The organism is Angustibacter luteus, from assembly GCF_039541115.1.
Classification (GTDB): Bacteria; Actinomycetota; Actinomycetes; order Actinomycetales; family Angustibacteraceae; genus Angustibacter; species Angustibacter luteus.
On the sequence record NZ_BAABFP010000007.1, the window covers coordinates 594,945 to 608,812 of the forward strand.

The 13,868-nt window shown below is 72.4% G+C and carries 13 protein-coding genes; 8 read left to right on the top strand and 5 right to left on the bottom strand.

Annotated features, from left to right (window positions below):
* The first annotated feature begins 40 nt into the window (after positions 1-40).
* The 3 genes from ABEB17_RS16950 to ABEB17_RS16960 all read left to right on the top strand — a co-directional run bounded on the left by ABEB17_RS16950 (position 41) and on the right by ABEB17_RS16960 (position 3,835).
* Positions 41-847 carry an ABC transporter permease gene (locus ABEB17_RS16950; protein ID WP_345717958.1) on the top strand — a complete coding sequence of 269 codons (807 nt, stop codon included), beginning with the start codon at positions 41-43 and terminating at the stop codon, positions 845-847.
* The gene (locus ABEB17_RS16955; protein ID WP_345717904.1) at positions 844-2,238 is read left to right on the top strand and encodes an NAD(P)/FAD-dependent oxidoreductase; all 1,395 of its coding nucleotides are present in this window, start codon (positions 844-846) and stop codon (positions 2,236-2,238) included. The genes ABEB17_RS16950 and ABEB17_RS16955 overlap by 4 nt, the downstream gene beginning before the upstream one ends.
* 103 nt (positions 2,239-2,341) lie before the next feature.
* Positions 2,342-3,835 (top strand): CoA-acylating methylmalonate-semialdehyde dehydrogenase, encoded by a 1,494-nt coding sequence (locus ABEB17_RS16960; protein ID WP_345717905.1) that lies wholly within the window; start codon positions 2,342-2,344, stop codon positions 3,833-3,835.
* On the opposite strand, the gene ABEB17_RS16965 is transcribed toward ABEB17_RS16960, so the two are convergent.
* Positions 3,832-4,206: a bleomycin resistance protein gene (locus tag ABEB17_RS16965; RefSeq protein WP_345717959.1), complete on the bottom strand. Its 375-nt coding sequence runs from the start codon at positions 4,204-4,206 to the stop codon at positions 3,832-3,834. The genes ABEB17_RS16960 and ABEB17_RS16965 overlap by 4 nt on opposite strands.
* A 27-nt stretch (positions 4,207-4,233) precedes the next feature.
* Between ABEB17_RS16965 and speB the strand changes: the two genes are divergently transcribed.
* Both speB and ABEB17_RS16975 read left to right on the top strand, forming a co-directional pair.
* The gene (gene speB, locus ABEB17_RS16970; protein ID WP_345717906.1) at positions 4,234-5,265 is read left to right on the top strand and encodes an agmatinase; all 1,032 of its coding nucleotides are present in this window, start codon (positions 4,234-4,236) and stop codon (positions 5,263-5,265) included.
* A gap of 70 nt (positions 5,266-5,335) precedes the next feature.
* Positions 5,336-5,899 carry a DinB family protein gene (locus ABEB17_RS16975; RefSeq protein WP_345717907.1) on the top strand — a complete coding sequence of 188 codons (564 nt, stop codon included), beginning with the start codon at positions 5,336-5,338 and terminating at the stop codon, positions 5,897-5,899.
* Positions 5,900-5,914: 15 nt separating this feature from the next.
* On the opposite strand, the gene ABEB17_RS16980 is transcribed toward ABEB17_RS16975, so the two are convergent.
* The 3 genes from ABEB17_RS16980 to ABEB17_RS16990 are packed head-to-tail and all read right to left on the bottom strand — an operon-like array spanning position 5,915 to position 9,510.
* Positions 5,915-6,952 carry a P1 family peptidase gene (locus ABEB17_RS16980; RefSeq protein ID WP_345717908.1) on the bottom strand — a complete coding sequence of 346 codons (1,038 nt, stop codon included), beginning with the start codon at positions 6,950-6,952 and terminating at the stop codon, positions 5,915-5,917.
* Positions 6,949-8,658, bottom strand: coding sequence for an APC family permease (locus tag ABEB17_RS16985; protein ID WP_345717909.1), 1,710 nt, complete (start codon positions 8,656-8,658; stop codon positions 6,949-6,951). Before ABEB17_RS16985 ends, ABEB17_RS16980 begins: the two co-directional genes overlap by 4 nt.
* Positions 8,659-8,700: 42 nt before the next feature.
* The gene (locus ABEB17_RS16990) at positions 8,701-9,510 is read right to left on the bottom strand and encodes a hypothetical protein (RefSeq protein WP_345717910.1); all 810 of its coding nucleotides are present in this window, start codon (positions 9,508-9,510) and stop codon (positions 8,701-8,703) included.
* A gap of 129 nt (positions 9,511-9,639) precedes the next feature.
* Between ABEB17_RS16990 and ABEB17_RS16995 the strand changes: the two genes are divergently transcribed.
* The 3 genes from ABEB17_RS16995 (at position 9,640) to ABEB17_RS17005 (ending at position 12,427) form a co-directional block, all read left to right on the top strand.
* Entirely contained in the window at positions 9,640-10,485 is an 846-nt protein-coding gene (locus ABEB17_RS16995; RefSeq protein ID WP_345717911.1) for a DUF4397 domain-containing protein, read from the top strand.
* A gap of 96 nt (positions 10,486-10,581) precedes the next feature.
* On the top strand, positions 10,582-11,148 hold the full coding sequence (locus ABEB17_RS17000; protein WP_345717912.1) for a class F sortase: 567 nt from the start codon (positions 10,582-10,584) through the stop codon (positions 11,146-11,148).
* 52 nt (positions 11,149-11,200) lie between these two features.
* On the top strand, positions 11,201-12,427 hold the full coding sequence (locus ABEB17_RS17005) for a saccharopine dehydrogenase family protein (protein WP_345717913.1): 1,227 nt from the start codon (positions 11,201-11,203) through the stop codon (positions 12,425-12,427).
* Here the strand turns inward: ABEB17_RS17005 and gabT are convergent.
* On the bottom strand, positions 12,424-13,785 hold the full coding sequence (gene gabT / locus ABEB17_RS17010) for a 4-aminobutyrate--2-oxoglutarate transaminase (protein WP_345717914.1): 1,362 nt from the start codon (positions 13,783-13,785) through the stop codon (positions 12,424-12,426). The genes ABEB17_RS17005 and gabT overlap by 4 nt on opposite strands.
* Positions 13,786-13,868: the final 83 nt, after the last annotated feature.

A 13,868-nucleotide genomic window follows, 5' to 3' on the forward strand; every position in this document is an offset into this window, starting at 1 on the left:
CAACGTCGTCGTCCTCGCGGCGCTGCTGATCCGCGCGTCGATGCGCGGCCAGGGCCCCGTCTCCTGGCTGCGCGAGCACGTCATCGCGCTCATCGCCGCGCTGGTGTTCCAGTACATGCTGCTGCCCAACGTCGTGGTGATCCTGTTCTCCTTCAACAAGCCGAACGGGCGCTTCAACTACGAGTGGACGAAGTTCTCGGTCGACGCGTGGCTGCACCCGTGCGCCGCGCCGGGCATGTGCCAGTCCCTCGCGCTGAGCCTGCGGATCGGTCTGCTCGCCACGATCGGGGCGACCGTGCTCGGCACCCTCGTGGCGTTCGCCCTGGCGCGGCACCGGTTCCGTGGCCGGTCCGGCACGAACCTGCTGATCTTCCTGCCGATGGCCACGCCCGAGGTGGTCATGGGTTCCAGCCTGCTGACGCTGTTCGTCGGGCTGGGCCTGCCGCTGGGGACCAACACGATCCTGATCGCGCACATCATGTTCTGCATGTCGTTCGTGGTGGTGACCGTCAAGGCTCGGATCTCCGGCCTGGACGCGCGCCTGGAGCAGGCCGCCATGGACCTGTACGCCAACGAGCGGCAGACCTTCATGCGGGTCACGCTGCCGCTGGTGGCGCCGGGCATCGCCGCTGCGGCGCTGCTGTCGTTCTCGCTGTCGTTCGACGACTACATCATCACGAACTTCAACGCGAGCTCGTCGTCGGTCACCTTCCCGATGTTCATCTGGGGCGCGGCCAGCCGCGGGACGCCGGTGCAGATCAACGTGATCGGCACCATGATGTTCGTGCTGGCCCTGGCCGCGGTCGGGGGCGCTCAGCTGGTGAGCGGGCGCCGCAAGCGGGCATGAGCGGCGTCCGGCTCGCAGGCGCGTCGTCCACGCCGTTCTGGTTGGACCACGACCGTCGACCGGCAGCTCGACCGCCGGTCGACGGCGAGGTGCGGGCCGACCTGGTCGTCGTCGGTGGCGGCCTGACCGGGCTGTGGGCCGCGCTGCTCGCACTGGAGGAGCAGCCGGGCCGCGACGTCCTGGTGCTGGACGGGTACCGGCTGGGTTGGGCGGCGTCCGGGCGCAACGGCGGCTTCTGCGCGGCGTCCCTCACCCACGGGATCTCCAACGGCACGGAGCGGTGGCCGGACGAGATGGCGACGCTGACCCGGCTGGGCCTGGAGAACCTCGACGGCATCGAGCAGGCGATAGTGCGGTACGGCATCGACTGCGGCTTCGCGCGCACCGGCGAGCTGGACGTCGCGGTCGAGCCCTGGCAGCTCGAGGGCCTGGCCGAGGAGCACGAGGCCGCGCGGTCGCTCGGGTTGGACTCCCACCTGCTGGACGCCGGGCAGACTCGTGCGCTGGTCGACTCGCCCACGTACCTGGGCGGACGCCTGGAGCGGGCCAGCGTCGCGCTGGTCGACCCGGCTCGGCTGGTCTGGGGCCTCGCGGCGGCCGTCGAGGGTCTGGGCGGTCGGATCCGGGAGTCCACCCGGGTGCTGGACCTGCACGACCTCGGGCCGCAGGGCGTTGTGGTGCGTACCGCGTCGGGCAGCGTCCGGGCGAACCAGGTCGTGCTGGGCACCAACGTCTTCCCATCCCCGGTGCGCCGTTACCGGCCCTACGTCGTCCCGGTCTGGGACCACGTGCTCGTCACCGAACCGCTGGACGCGTCCGCCCTGGCCGCCCTGGGCTGGTCGGGCCGGATGGGCGTCGGGGACGCCGGGAACCAGTTCCACTACTACCGGCTGACGGACGACGACCGGCTGCTCTTCGGCGGGTACGACGCGCTGTACTACTTCGGCAGCGACCTGGGCGCGCGCCGCGCGCGCAGCGACCGGACCGAGGCGATCCTGGCCGAGCACCTGGTGGAGACCTTCCCGGCGCTGGACGGCGTCCAGGTCACCCACACCTGGGGCGGGGCGATCGACACGTGTACCCGGTTCTGCGCGTTCTGGGGCCTGACCCACGGCGGTCGGGTCGCGGCGGTGCAGGGGTACACGGGCCTCGGCGTGGGAGCCAGCCGGTTCGGGGCGCAGGTCTGCCTGGACCTGCTCGCCGGCCGGGACAACGAGCGCACCGCGCTGGAGATGGTGCGTCGCAAGCCCCTGCCGTTCCCGCCCGAGCCGTTCCGGTGGACCGGCATCCAGCTCACCCGCAAGGCCATCGCGCGGGCCGACCAGCGGGACGGCCGGCGCGGCGTCTGGCTGCGCACGCTCGACCGGTTCGGTCTCGGCTTCGACTCCTGACCCAGGTGGGCACCGCCACCCTTGACAGGGTGCGCGCCAACCGCCGGGATCCGACAACAGGGTGTCAGCCGTGTCGGGGACGTTGAGCCCGCAGACTTACCGCATGACGACTCGGATCACGCACTGGATCGACGGCAAGCCCTTCGGCGGGACCACCGAACGCAGTGGGGACGTCTTCGACCCCGCGACGGGCCAGGTCACCGGTGCGGTCGACCTCGCGGACGACGCCACGGTGGATCTCGCCGTCGCCAGCGCGAGCGTGGCGGCCGAGGCGTGGGGGCAGTCGTCCCTGGCTACTCGCTCCCGGGTGCTCTTCCGGTTCCGCCAGCTGCTCGAGGAACGCTCGGCTGACGTCGCCGCGCTCATCACGGCCGAGCACGGCAAGGTGCTCTCGGACGCGGCCGGTGAGGTCCAGCGCGGCCTCGAGGTCGTCGAGTTCGCCTGCGGCGTCCCGCACCTGCTCAAGGGCGGGTTCAGCGAGAACGTCTCGACGAAGGTGGACGTCTACTCGATCCGGCAGTCCCTCGGCGTCGTCGCGGTGATCTCGCCCTTCAACTTCCCGGCCATGGTGCCGCTGTGGTTCGTGCCGGTGGCGATCGCCGCCGGCAACGCCGTCGTGCTCAAGCCCAGCGAGAAGGACCCCTCGGCGTCCCTGCTGCTCGCCGAGCTGTGGGCCGAGGCCGGGCTGCCCGCCGGGGTGTTCACCGTCGTGCACGGCGACAAGGTCGCGGTCGACCGGCTGCTGGACCACCCGGACGTCGCCGCCGTCTCGTTCGTCGGCTCGACGCCGATCGCTCGCTACGTGTACGAGAAGGGCACCCGGGCCGGGAAGCGGGTGCAGGCCCTGGGCGGTGCCAAGAACCACATGCTGGTCCTGCCGGACGCCGACCTCGACCTGGCCGCGGACGCCGCGGTGAACGCGGGGTTCGGCTCCGCCGGGGAGCGGTGCATGGCCATCTCGGCGCTCGTCGTGGTGGACCAGGTCGCCGACGAGCTGGTGGCGCGCATCGCCGACCGGGTCGCGACCCTGCGTACCGGTGACGGGCGTCGCGGGTGCGACATGGGCCCGCTGGTCACCGGCCAGCACCGGGACAAGGTGGCGTCCTACGTCCAGGCCGGTGGCGAGGCCGGCGCCACGGTCGTGGTGGACGGGCGCGAGGGGGAGTTCGACGGTGCGGCAGAAGGGTTCTGGCTCGGTCCGACACTGCTCGACCACGTGACCCCGCAGATGTCCGTCTACACCGATGAGATCTTCGGGCCGGTGCTGTCCGTCGTCCGGGTCGGGTCCTACGACGAGGGACTGGCCCTGATCAACGACAACCCGTACGGCAACGGGACGGCGATCTTCACCAACGACGGCGGCGCGGCCCGGCGGTTCCAGAACGAGGTCCAGGTCGGCATGGTCGGGGTGAACGTACCGATCCCCGTGCCGGTGGCGCAGTACAGCTTCGGTGGGTGGAAGGACTCGCTGTTCGGTGACTCGCACGCCTACGGCGAGGACGGCGTGCGCTTCTTCACCCGCGGCAAGGTCGTCACGTCGCGCTGGCTGGACCCGAGCCACGGCGGGCTCAACCTCGGCTTCCCGCAGAACACCTAGGGAACGGTGGGGTAGCCGGGCAGCCACGAGCCGTAGCGCAGCAGGTTGCCGTCGGGGTCGACGTACGCGCCCTCGCGCAGCCCGTAGGGCGTGTCCTTCGGCGCGTGGTGGCGTCCTTCGATACCGGCCGTCGTCCACTCCTGGTGCAGCGCGTCGGCGTCCGAGACGTACAGGTAGACCATGACGGACGACGCGTCCGGGTCGTGGAACGTCGAGTGCGCCAGGTGCAGCGCGGCACCGTCCCGGTCCGCGAACCCGTACTCGTCCGGACCTTCGTACGGCGAGGTGCGAAACCCCATGCGGGAGTAAAGATCCAGGGCTCGGGCCAGGTCGCGCACCGGTAGGATCGAGGCCAGGCCGGTAAAGGTCACCATGGTCCCAAGACTAGGCTCTGGCGTATGACGCGCTACGGCCAGCAGTACGGGCCAGACTTCACCTTCCTGGGTGTCGACCGCTGCGACCTCGACGACCCCGCCAGCTACGCCGACGCGGACGTCGTGATCGTGGGGGCCCCGTTCGACGGGGGGACGTCGCACCGCCCGGGCACCCGGTTCGGACCGCAGGCGATCCGGATGACGGACTACCTGGCCCACGACGGCTCGCGGCCCAGCCTCGCGCTGCGCACGGACGGCCTCGTCGACCTCAAGGTGGTGGACGCCGGCGACGTCGAGATGTACTCCGGCGACATCGAGGTGGCCCTGCCCGCGCTCGAGGCAGCGGTCGAGAAGGTCACCCGCGCAGGCGCCATCCCCGTGGTGCTCGGCGGCGACCACTCGATCGCGTTCCCGGACGCGAAGGGCGTGGCGAACGTGCTCGGCCACGGCCGGGTGTCGATGATCCACTTCGATGCGCACGCCGACACCGGCGACATCGAGTTCGGTTCGCTGTGGGGGCACGGCCAGCCCATGCGGCGGCTGATCGAGTCCGGGGCGCTGCGCGGGGACCGGTTCCTGCAGATCGGCCTGCGCGGCTACTGGCCGCCGCCCGCCACGCTGGACTGGATGGCCGAGCAGTCGATGCGCTCCTACGAGATGACCGAGATTGGCCACCGTGGCCTCGACGTCTGCCTGACCGAGGCGTTCGCGATCGCCACCGACGAGTGCGAGGGCGTCTTCCTGTCGGTCGACATCGACGTCTGCGACCCCGGGCACGCGCCCGGTACCGGCACCCCCGAGCCCGGCGGGTTGTCCGCCCGGCAGCTGCTGGACGCCGTCCGCCGGATCTGCCTGGAGCTGCCGGTCGTCGGGGTGGACGTCGTCGAGGTCAGCCCGCCGTACGACCACGCCGACATCACCGCGGCCCTGGCGAACCGGGTGGTGCTGGAGTCGCTGTCCGCCATCGCCCGCCGCCGCCAGGACGCCCGGGACGGTACGACCTGGGACCCGAGCCAGCCGCTGCTGGCCAACCGCGGTGGGCCCGGCGACTCCTGACCGAGGCGGATCCCCACGATCGTCGTGGTCGCGGTCAGGAACTGACCGCTATTGCTTCTAGCGTTGGGGCATGACGCAGAACACGCCCTCACCCTTCTCCCCGTCCGACGCCGACGCCGCGCAGCGCGCCGAGCTCGTCGAGGCACTGCGCAAGCACCGCGAGCTGTTCCGGTTCACCGTGCGCGGCCTCACCGACGAGCAGGCCCGGCTCACCCCGACGGCCAGCAGCCTCAGCCTCGGCGGTCTGGTCAAGCACGTGAGCGCCGTCGAGCGCCAGTGGGCCAGCTTCGTCGTCGACGGCCCGGCCCCGGCGCACGTCGACTGGGCCACCGTGGACTGGTCGAACCCGCCGCCGGAGGTGCAGGCGTACGCCGACGGCTTCCGCATGCTCGACGGCGAGACCCTCGACGGGCTGCTCGCCGCGTACGACGAGGTCGCCCACGCCACGGACGAGCTGGTCGCGGCCGTCGACCTCGACGCCCGCCAGCCGCTCCCGCAGGCCCCGTGGTTCGAGCCCGGCGCGACCTGGAGCGCGCGCCGGGTGTTCACCCACGTCGTGGCCGAGACCGCGCAGCACGCCGGCCACGCCGACATCCTGCGCGAGACCATCGACGGTCAGAAGTCGATGGGCTGAGTCGGCCGCCGCTCATCAACGGCCGAGCAGCTCCGCGCGGTACGACGGCCAGTGCCCGGCCGGGGTCTCGACGGACTCGGCGGCCAGCACGGCCCGCACGACGGCCCTCGTCGTGCAGTCGGCGGCCGCCGCGAGCAGCTCGTGCAGGGCCGCCGGGCCGGGCGCCGGACGTCGAGCGGTGGACAACGCGAAGGCCGTGTCACCGTCGAACATGGTGTGCACGGGCGAGATGGCGCGGGCCAGGCCGTCGTGGGCGATCCCGGCGACCTTCGCGCAACGGGCCTTGGTCAGGACGGCGTCGGTGGCCACCACGACCAGGGTGGTGGCCAGCGGCTCCGGCGGCAGCAGGGCGCGGCGCATCGCCTCGACCCGCTCCCGATGCCCTTGCAGCGCAGCCGGCTCCGGCCGTGGCGGCGGTTCGGTCAGCAGGTGCCGGGCGCCCCACAGCTCGCCGGTCCGCGGGTCGAGCACCGAGCCGACCGCGTTGACCACGACCAGTGCGGCGACCGCCGTCCCGTCGTCGAGCACCTGGCTGGCCGAGCCCACGCCACCCTTGAGCCCGCCGGCGAGCGCGCCGGTCCCGGCGCCCACGTTGCCCTCCCGCACAGCGAGTCCGCCGGCCTCGGACCAGGCGTCCGCGCAGGCCAGCCGTCCGGACTCCGGGCCGGGCCGTGCCCGGACGCCGCCACCGCGGCCGAGGTCGAAGATGACCGCGGCCGGCACGATCGGCACGATGCCGGCGGCCCCCACGGGGTAGCCGATCCCGGCGTCCTCGAGGGCCGACATCACCCCGTCCGCCGCGCTGAGCCCGTAGGCGCTGCCGCCGGTGAGCAGCAGTGCGTGCACGCTCTCGTTGCCGTGCAACGGGTTCAGCAGGTCGGTCTCCCGGGTGCCCGGGCCGCCGCCACGGACGTCGACCCCGCCCACGGCGCCGTCCGGGCCGGTGAGCACGACGGTCGATCCGGTGAGCCACCCGTCACCCGCGTGGGTGGCGTGCCCGACCCGGATCCCCGGGACGTCGACCAGCGAGTCGGTCGCTCCGCTGACCGTCACGACGGGGTCGGGTCGTCGCGCTCGTCCTCCTCGCGGGCGGGTAGCCCGACCACCTCACGCGCATCGACGGCGCTCTCGCCCGGAGGGAGGTTGGACAGGTCCGGTGCGATCACGGTGGGCATCTGCCCGGAGTCGGGGAGCCCGATGTGCGGCACCGCACCGACGCCCGGTGCCAGCACGAGCTCGGCCTGCCCGCGGGTCAGGGTGCGCCCGGCGAAGAAGTCCGGCCGGATCCGCGCGTAGACCTCCATCAGCACGACCCCGAGGACCAGCGAGCCGATCCCGAGCAGGAAGACCCCGCCGATGCCGAACAGGGTGGTCTCGCCGTAGTCCGACTGGGAGTAGAGCTTGGCGGCGATGACGAAGGCACCGAGCAGCATGATGCCGCCGGCCAGCGGCAGCACCCCCTGCATGACCAGGTCACGGAAGTTCCGGGTGAGGGTGCGCCGGTAGAACCACACGCAGGCGAAACCGGTGAGGCCGTAGTAGAACGCGATGAGCAGCCCGACGGCAGCGATCGAGTCCGCCAGGATGTTCTCGCTGACCAGCGTCAGGCCGACGTAGAAGACGATGGAGACCGCGCCCATCCAGACGGTCGACACACTGGGCGTCAGGTAGCGCGGGTGGATCCTCGCGAACCGTGCCGGGATGGCCCGGTAGGCGCTCATCGACAGCGTGGTGCGGGCGGTCGGCAGGATCGTGGTCTGCGTGGAGGCCGACGCCGACGTGAGCACGCTGATCACCAGCAGTCCCTCCATCAGGCGGCCGAACGTGCTGTCGCCGAACACCGTCTGGCCGAGCGCGCGGAACACGTCGTCGGCGTTGTCGAGGTTGCCGAGCCCGATCCCGCTGGTCCCGACGCCGGCGAACGCCACGGTGGCGATCGAGACGATCGCGTAGGTGGCCAGCAGCAGGACGGTGGCGATGATGGCGGCCCGACCCGGCGTCCGGCCCGGGTCGTCGCTCTCCTCGTTGCAGGCGACCGCGGTGTCCCAGCCCCAGTAGATGAAGACCGCGATGAGCGTGGCGGTGACGACCGAGCTCAACGGCAGGCCGGTCGGGATCAGCCAGGACAGGCTCGGGTGCAGCGATCCCGGCGGGGCGTTGCCGGTGTAGACCTTGATCAGCGCGTAGGCGCTGAACACGACCAGCACCGTGACCTCGACGCTCAGCAACGCGTACTGGACGCGCGCGGACACCTCGATGCCGCGGTAGCAGATGTACGTCATCAGGATGATCCACACGATCCCGGCGACCGTGCTCCAGAAGGTGCTGTCCGCCAACGAGTCCGCGCCGACCAGCTCGAAGCTGTACGACCCGGCGATCTGGGCCAGGTTGGCCATGACGATCACGTCGGCGGCGATGATGCCCCAGCCGCCCATCCACCCGACTCGTGCCCCGAAGGCCCGCGCGGCCCAGGTGAAGGTGGTCCCGCAGTCCGGCTCGGCCTTGTTCAGCTCGGCGTAGGCCACCGCGATGAAGTACATCGGCACGAACGCGAGGAGCATGATGGCCGGCGCCTTCACGCCGACGATGCCGTCACCTGCGGTCGTCGCGACGACGAAGCCCAGGCTGGCAGCGAGGCTGTACGCCGGCGCGGTGCTCGACATGCCGATGACGACGCTCGAGACCAGACCGAGAGCGCCGCCCTTCAAGCCCTTGCTTCCGGACGCCGCCGTGTCGGCGTTCGTCATGGCTTCAGCCATCGTGACCTCCCGGGTCGGTGCCGAGCGTAGGGTCGCAGCGGATCACTGGTCCAGGTCGACCTGGGCGAGGGTCACGCCCGGCGCCGCGCTCAGCGGCGTCGTCGTCCGCCAACGACCGGCGGTCTCCGTGGCGCAGGTGGCGGCCCTGGCCCCGCTCAGGTCCGGGCAGACGAGGTTCAGGATCGTCGACCCTTGCGGGGTCAGCTGGACGGTCAGGCCCAGCCCGTCCTCGGTGGCAGCGCCGATCGGCGCCAGGGTGGTCAGTGCCCGCCCGGGCACGGACTGCCGGGACCGGACCGTGGTCCCGACGAGCTGGTAGCGCAGCACCAGCTCGGTCGACGGCGAGGTCAGGGCGACGAAGCTGGGTTCGGTGGTGACCCGACGTGGCGCGGTGACCGGCCGGCCGTCGGCGGTCAGCGTCACGCCGAGCGCCTGCGGGACCTGTTCCGGCGCGGACGTCGGGTCCTGGGTCGCCGCCGGGCGTTGCACGCCGAGCACGACGACGTCCCGCGGCTCGCGCAGGTGCAGGCGTTCCACCACGTCGATCGTGCCGTCGCCCTTGAGCGTGGCGGACACCAGGATCCCCGATGCCGCCGGCGCGATCGCCTCCTCCGGTGTCGGCCGCAGGTCGGCGGTCACCCGACCGGGGCTGCCCAGCTGGGGCGGTCGGTCGTACCGGATGACGGCGACCGTCGAACCGGCGAGCGCCACGACCAGCAGGGTCAGCGCGGCGGGGACGAGGCTGCGGCGCAGCCAGAGGAGGCGCCGGCTCGGTGGTGCACCGGGCACGGGTCGAGCCATGAACTGGGGCAGGCGGACGTGTCCGGCGAGGCGGTCGAGCCAGTGCGCCACGGGCACCTCCTTACTTTCCGCAACTGTCGCACGGTGACACGTGCGGCGGTACCGTGCAATTCCGCGATATTCACCACGGAACGTGATCATGGGAAGCGGACACCGATGAACCAACGACGCAGAGTGACCTTGGCTGGGCTTGCCCTCACGATGCTCGGCGCGCTGCTGGCACCGTCGAGCGTCGCCGCCGCTGCCACCCCCTCCGTTCGGATCTACCTGCTCAACGGATTGCCCGGGCACAGCGTCGGCGTTCGCGTCGACGGGCGCTCGGTGGTCGGTGCGCTCGCTGCGGCGCACCAGCTCGGCCCGGTGCTGGTCCCTCGCGGCACGCACAAGGTCGAGTTCGTGTCCGCCGGTCGGATCGTGGCGACGAGCTCGATGACGGTCACGGCCGCTAGCAGCGACGTGGTGATCCACCGCCGGGTCGGCGCGAGCCGGGTCCCCGAGGTGACCGTGTTCGAGAACGACGTGAGCCGGGTGCCGAGCGGTCAGGGCCGGATCACGGTGGCGCACGTCGCCGCGATCGGGCCGGCCGACATCAGGGTCGACAAGAAGGTGGTGTTCGCCAACGTCGCCAACGGGGAGTTCAGCTCGGTGAAGGTCCCGTCGGGCAGCTACTCGGTGGACGTGGTGCCGACCGGGACCACCGGCCCCGGCGTGCTCGGACCGTTGACCCTCAAGGTCACGCCCGGCGCGCTGACCCGCGTCTACGCCGTGGGGGACACCCAGGACGCGAGCATGAACGCCATCGTCCAGGTCATCCGGCTCGGCTCGAGCGGCGGGGACCCGACGCGGGTCGAGTCCGGCACCGGTGGTCAGGCAGCAGCGGCGGGGCTGACCACGTCCGGCGCGACCGGCGGGCCGACCGGACGAGCGGGCGCCTTCGCGCTGGTGGCCGCCCTGCTCGCCCTGGCACTCGTCCCCGGGCCGCGCCGTCGACTCATCCGCCGGGTTCGCCGTCCCGAGCGCGGCTAGCCGGTGCGGGGCCGAGCGTCGGCGCTCCTGCTGTCGCTGCTCGCGCTGTCGACGGGAGCGGGCTGCGCGACCTCGAGCGGGGGCCACCCGGCTGCGGTGAGCACGTCGAGCAGTGCCAGGGCGTCCGCCGAGGCGCAGCCGCCGTTGCCGTCCGCCACCGCAGGTGCCGCCCGGCAGGGCGCGCCGGCACCGAGCCAGCTGCGCACGGCGGTTCCGGAGGCGGTCGTGCTGCCGGACGGAGTCCGCATGGTCGTGCGCCCGGTCGGTGCGGACGCCCGAGGACGGCTCGCCGTGCCGGACGACGTGCACCAGGCCGGGTGGTGGTCCGGCGGTGCCCGGCTGGGCGACCGGTACGGGTCGATGGTGCTGGTCGGCCACGTCGACGCGGCCTCCCAGGGCATCGGCGACATGGCCGGCGTGCTGCGCTCGAGGAAGGGCGACCGGGTGCGGGTCGACGGTGCCGGACTGGCGCAGACGTACCAGGTGACGGCGACCCGCCAGCTCCCGAAGGGGGACCTGGCCGGGGCTGTGGTCGGCGGCGCTCGGCTGTTCGACCAGCGGACGCCGTCCAGGCTGGTGCTGGTGACCTGCTCGGGCCCGTTCGACCCGGCCACCCGGCACTACCGGGACAACTTCGTCGTGGTGGCCGCACCGGTGGCCTGACCCCCGGCTGGTGCCGTCACGTCGGGACGGCGGAGCGGGCTAGGGTCCGGTCATGCGCATCCTGCTGGTCGGGTCCGGTGGCGTCGGGGACGCCTTCGCCCGCATCGCCGTCCGCCGTCCCTTCTTCGAGCAGCTCGTGGTCGCGGACTACGACCTGGCCCGGGCCGAGCGCACCGTCGCGGCGGTCGACGACCCTCGAGTGCTCGCGGCCCAGGTGGACGCGTCGTCCGCGCAGTCGGTCACGGACCTGGCGCGCGCGCACCAGGTCACCCACGTGATGAACGCGGTCGACCCGCGGTTCGTGATGCCCGTCTTCGAGGGTGCCTTCGCGGCCGGTGCGGACTACCTGGACATGGCGATGAGCCTGTCCCAGCCGCACCCCGAGCACCCGCACCGGCAGACCGGTGTGATGCTCGGCGACGAGCAGTTCGCGGTCGCGACCGACTGGGAGGCCGCCGGCCGGCTGGCCCTGGTCGGCATGGGGGTGGAGCCGGGGCTGTCCGACGTGTTCGCCCGGTACGCCTGCGACCACCTGTTCAGCCAGGTCGACGAGCTCGGCACCCGGGACGGCTCGAACCTGACGGTGGACGGCTACGAGTTCGCGCCGTCGTTCTCGATCTGGACGACGATCGAGGAGTGCCTGAACCCGCCCGTGGTGTGGGAGGCCGACCGCGGCTGGTTCACCACGGCGCCGTTCAGCGAGCCCGAGGTCTTCGACTTCCCGGACGGCATCGGTCCCGTGGAGTGCGTGAACGTGGAGCACGAGGAGGTGCTGCTGATGCCGCGCTGGCTCGACGCGAAGCGAGTCACGTTCAAGTACGGGCTGGGCGAGGAGTTCATCGACGTCCTGCGCACGCTGCACAAGCTGGGACTCGACTCGACCGAGCCCGTGCGGGTCGGTGGGGTGCAGGTCAGCCCGCGGGACGTCGTCGCCGCGTGCCTGCCGGACCCGGCGGGGCTGGGGGACCGGATGCACGGCAAGACCTGCGCCGGGCTGTGGGTCACGGGCACCGGGACGGACGGGCAGCCGCGCGAGGTGTACCTCTACCACGTCGTCGACAACGACTGGTCGATGCAGGAGTACGGCGCGCAGTGCGTGGTGTGGCAGACCGCGGTCAACCCCGTGGTCGCGCTCGAGCTGCTCGCGACGGGCGCGTGGTCCGGGTCGGGTGTGCTCGGTCCCGAGGCCTTCGACGCCGTGCCGTTCCTGGACCTGCTCCGCGACGGCTACGGGTCACCGTGGGGGCTGCGCGAGCAGACCCCGGGCCCAGCCAGCTAGTCGCCGGCGACCGCGGACTCGAGGACGTCGAGCGCCTCGGCCAGCAGGGCGTCGTCGATCACCAGCGGGGGCAGGAAGCGCAGCACGTTGCCGAAGGTGCCGCAGGTGAGCGTCAGCACACCCTGCTGGTGGCAGGCAGCGCTGATCCGGGCGGCCTCGGCCGGGTCGGGGTCGGTGCTGCCGGGCACGACCAGCTCGATGGCGACCATCGCGCCGCGGCCCCGGACGTCGCCGATCTGCGCGTGCTGACCGGCCAGTGCGGAGAGCCGGTCCAGCATCGTCCGACCGATGGCGGCGGCACGGCCCGCCAGGTCGTCCTCCTCGAGCGACTCCAGGGCGCCCAGCGCCGCGGCGCAGGCGACCGGGTTGCCGCCGTAGGTGCCACCGAGGCCGCCGGCGTGCACCGCGTCCATCAGCTCGGCGCGGCCGGTGACCGCAGCGAGCGGCAGGCCCCCCGCGATGCCCTTGGCGGTCGTGATCAGGTCCGGCACCACGCCCTCGTCGTCGCATGCGAACAGCGTGCCGGTCCGGCCGAACCCGGTCTGGATCTCGTCGGCGACGAAGACGATGCCGTTCTCGGTGCACCACTGCGCGATGGCCGGCAGGAAGCCCGGCGCCGGGACGACGAAGCCGCCCTCGCCCTGGATCGGCTCGATCACGACGGCGGCGACCTCGTCGGCGCCCACCTGCTTGTCGATGACCGAGATCGCGCGACGCGCGGCCTCCGCGCCGCTGATCGGCACCGGCTCGCGGAACGGGTAGCTCATCGGGGCCCGGTAGACCTCGCCCGCGAACGGGCCGAAGCCGTGCTTGTACGGCATGGACTTCGCCGTCATGGCCATCGTGAGGTTGGTGCGGCCGTGGTAGGCGTGGTCGAAGACGACCACGGCGTCGCGGCCGGTGGCCACCCGGGCGATCTTGACCGCGTTCTCCACCGCCTCGGCGCCGGAGTTGAACAGCGCCGACTTCTTCGCGTGGTCGCCGGGGGTGAGCCGGGCCAGCGCCTCGCAGACCGCGACGTAGCCCTCGTACGGGGTGACCATGAAGCAGGTGTGGGTGAACTGCTGCACCTGCTCGGTGACCCGGGCGACGACCCGCGGGTTGGCGTTGCCCACGTTGACCACGGCGATGCCCGAGCCCAGGTCGATCAGCGAGTTGCCGTCGACGTCCTGCAGCACGCCACCACCGGCGCGGGCGATGTAGACCGGCAGGGTGGTCCCGACGCCGTCGGCGACTGCCGCCTGCTTGCGCGCGTGCAGCGCACGCGAGCGCGGCCCGGGGATCTCGGTCAGCAGCTCGCGGCGCTGAGGAACTCCGTCGGCGACGGCGGGGGACGTGGACTCGCGCAGGTCGGTCATGGCTCGCAGACTAGCCACGAGGCCGACCGGCCCGCACCGCCAGAGTGCGGCCCACGGGCCCGGACGGCTGACAGTGTGACGCC

Coding starts and splice junctions, on each gene's coding strand:
- ABEB17_RS16950 (WP_345717958.1), top strand. CDS start 41: ATGCGCGGCCAGGGCCCCGTCTCCTGGCTGCGCGAGCACGTCATCGCG.
- ABEB17_RS16955 (WP_345717904.1), top strand. CDS start 844: ATGAGCGGCGTCCGGCTCGCAGGCGCGTCGTCCACGCCGTTCTGGTTG.
- ABEB17_RS16960 (WP_345717905.1), top strand. CDS start 2,342: ATGACGACTCGGATCACGCACTGGATCGACGGCAAGCCCTTCGGCGGG.
- speB (WP_345717906.1), top strand. CDS start 4,234: ATGACGCGCTACGGCCAGCAGTACGGGCCAGACTTCACCTTCCTGGGT.
- ABEB17_RS16975 (WP_345717907.1), top strand. CDS start 5,336: ATGACGCAGAACACGCCCTCACCCTTCTCCCCGTCCGACGCCGACGCC.
- ABEB17_RS16985 (WP_345717909.1), bottom strand. CDS start 8,658: ATGGCTGAAGCCATGACGAACGCCGACACGGCGGCGTCCGGAAGCAAG.
- ABEB17_RS17005 (WP_345717913.1), top strand. CDS start 11,201: ATGCGCATCCTGCTGGTCGGGTCCGGTGGCGTCGGGGACGCCTTCGCC.
- gabT (WP_345717914.1), bottom strand. CDS start 13,785: ATGACCGACCTGCGCGAGTCCACGTCCCCCGCCGTCGCCGACGGAGTT.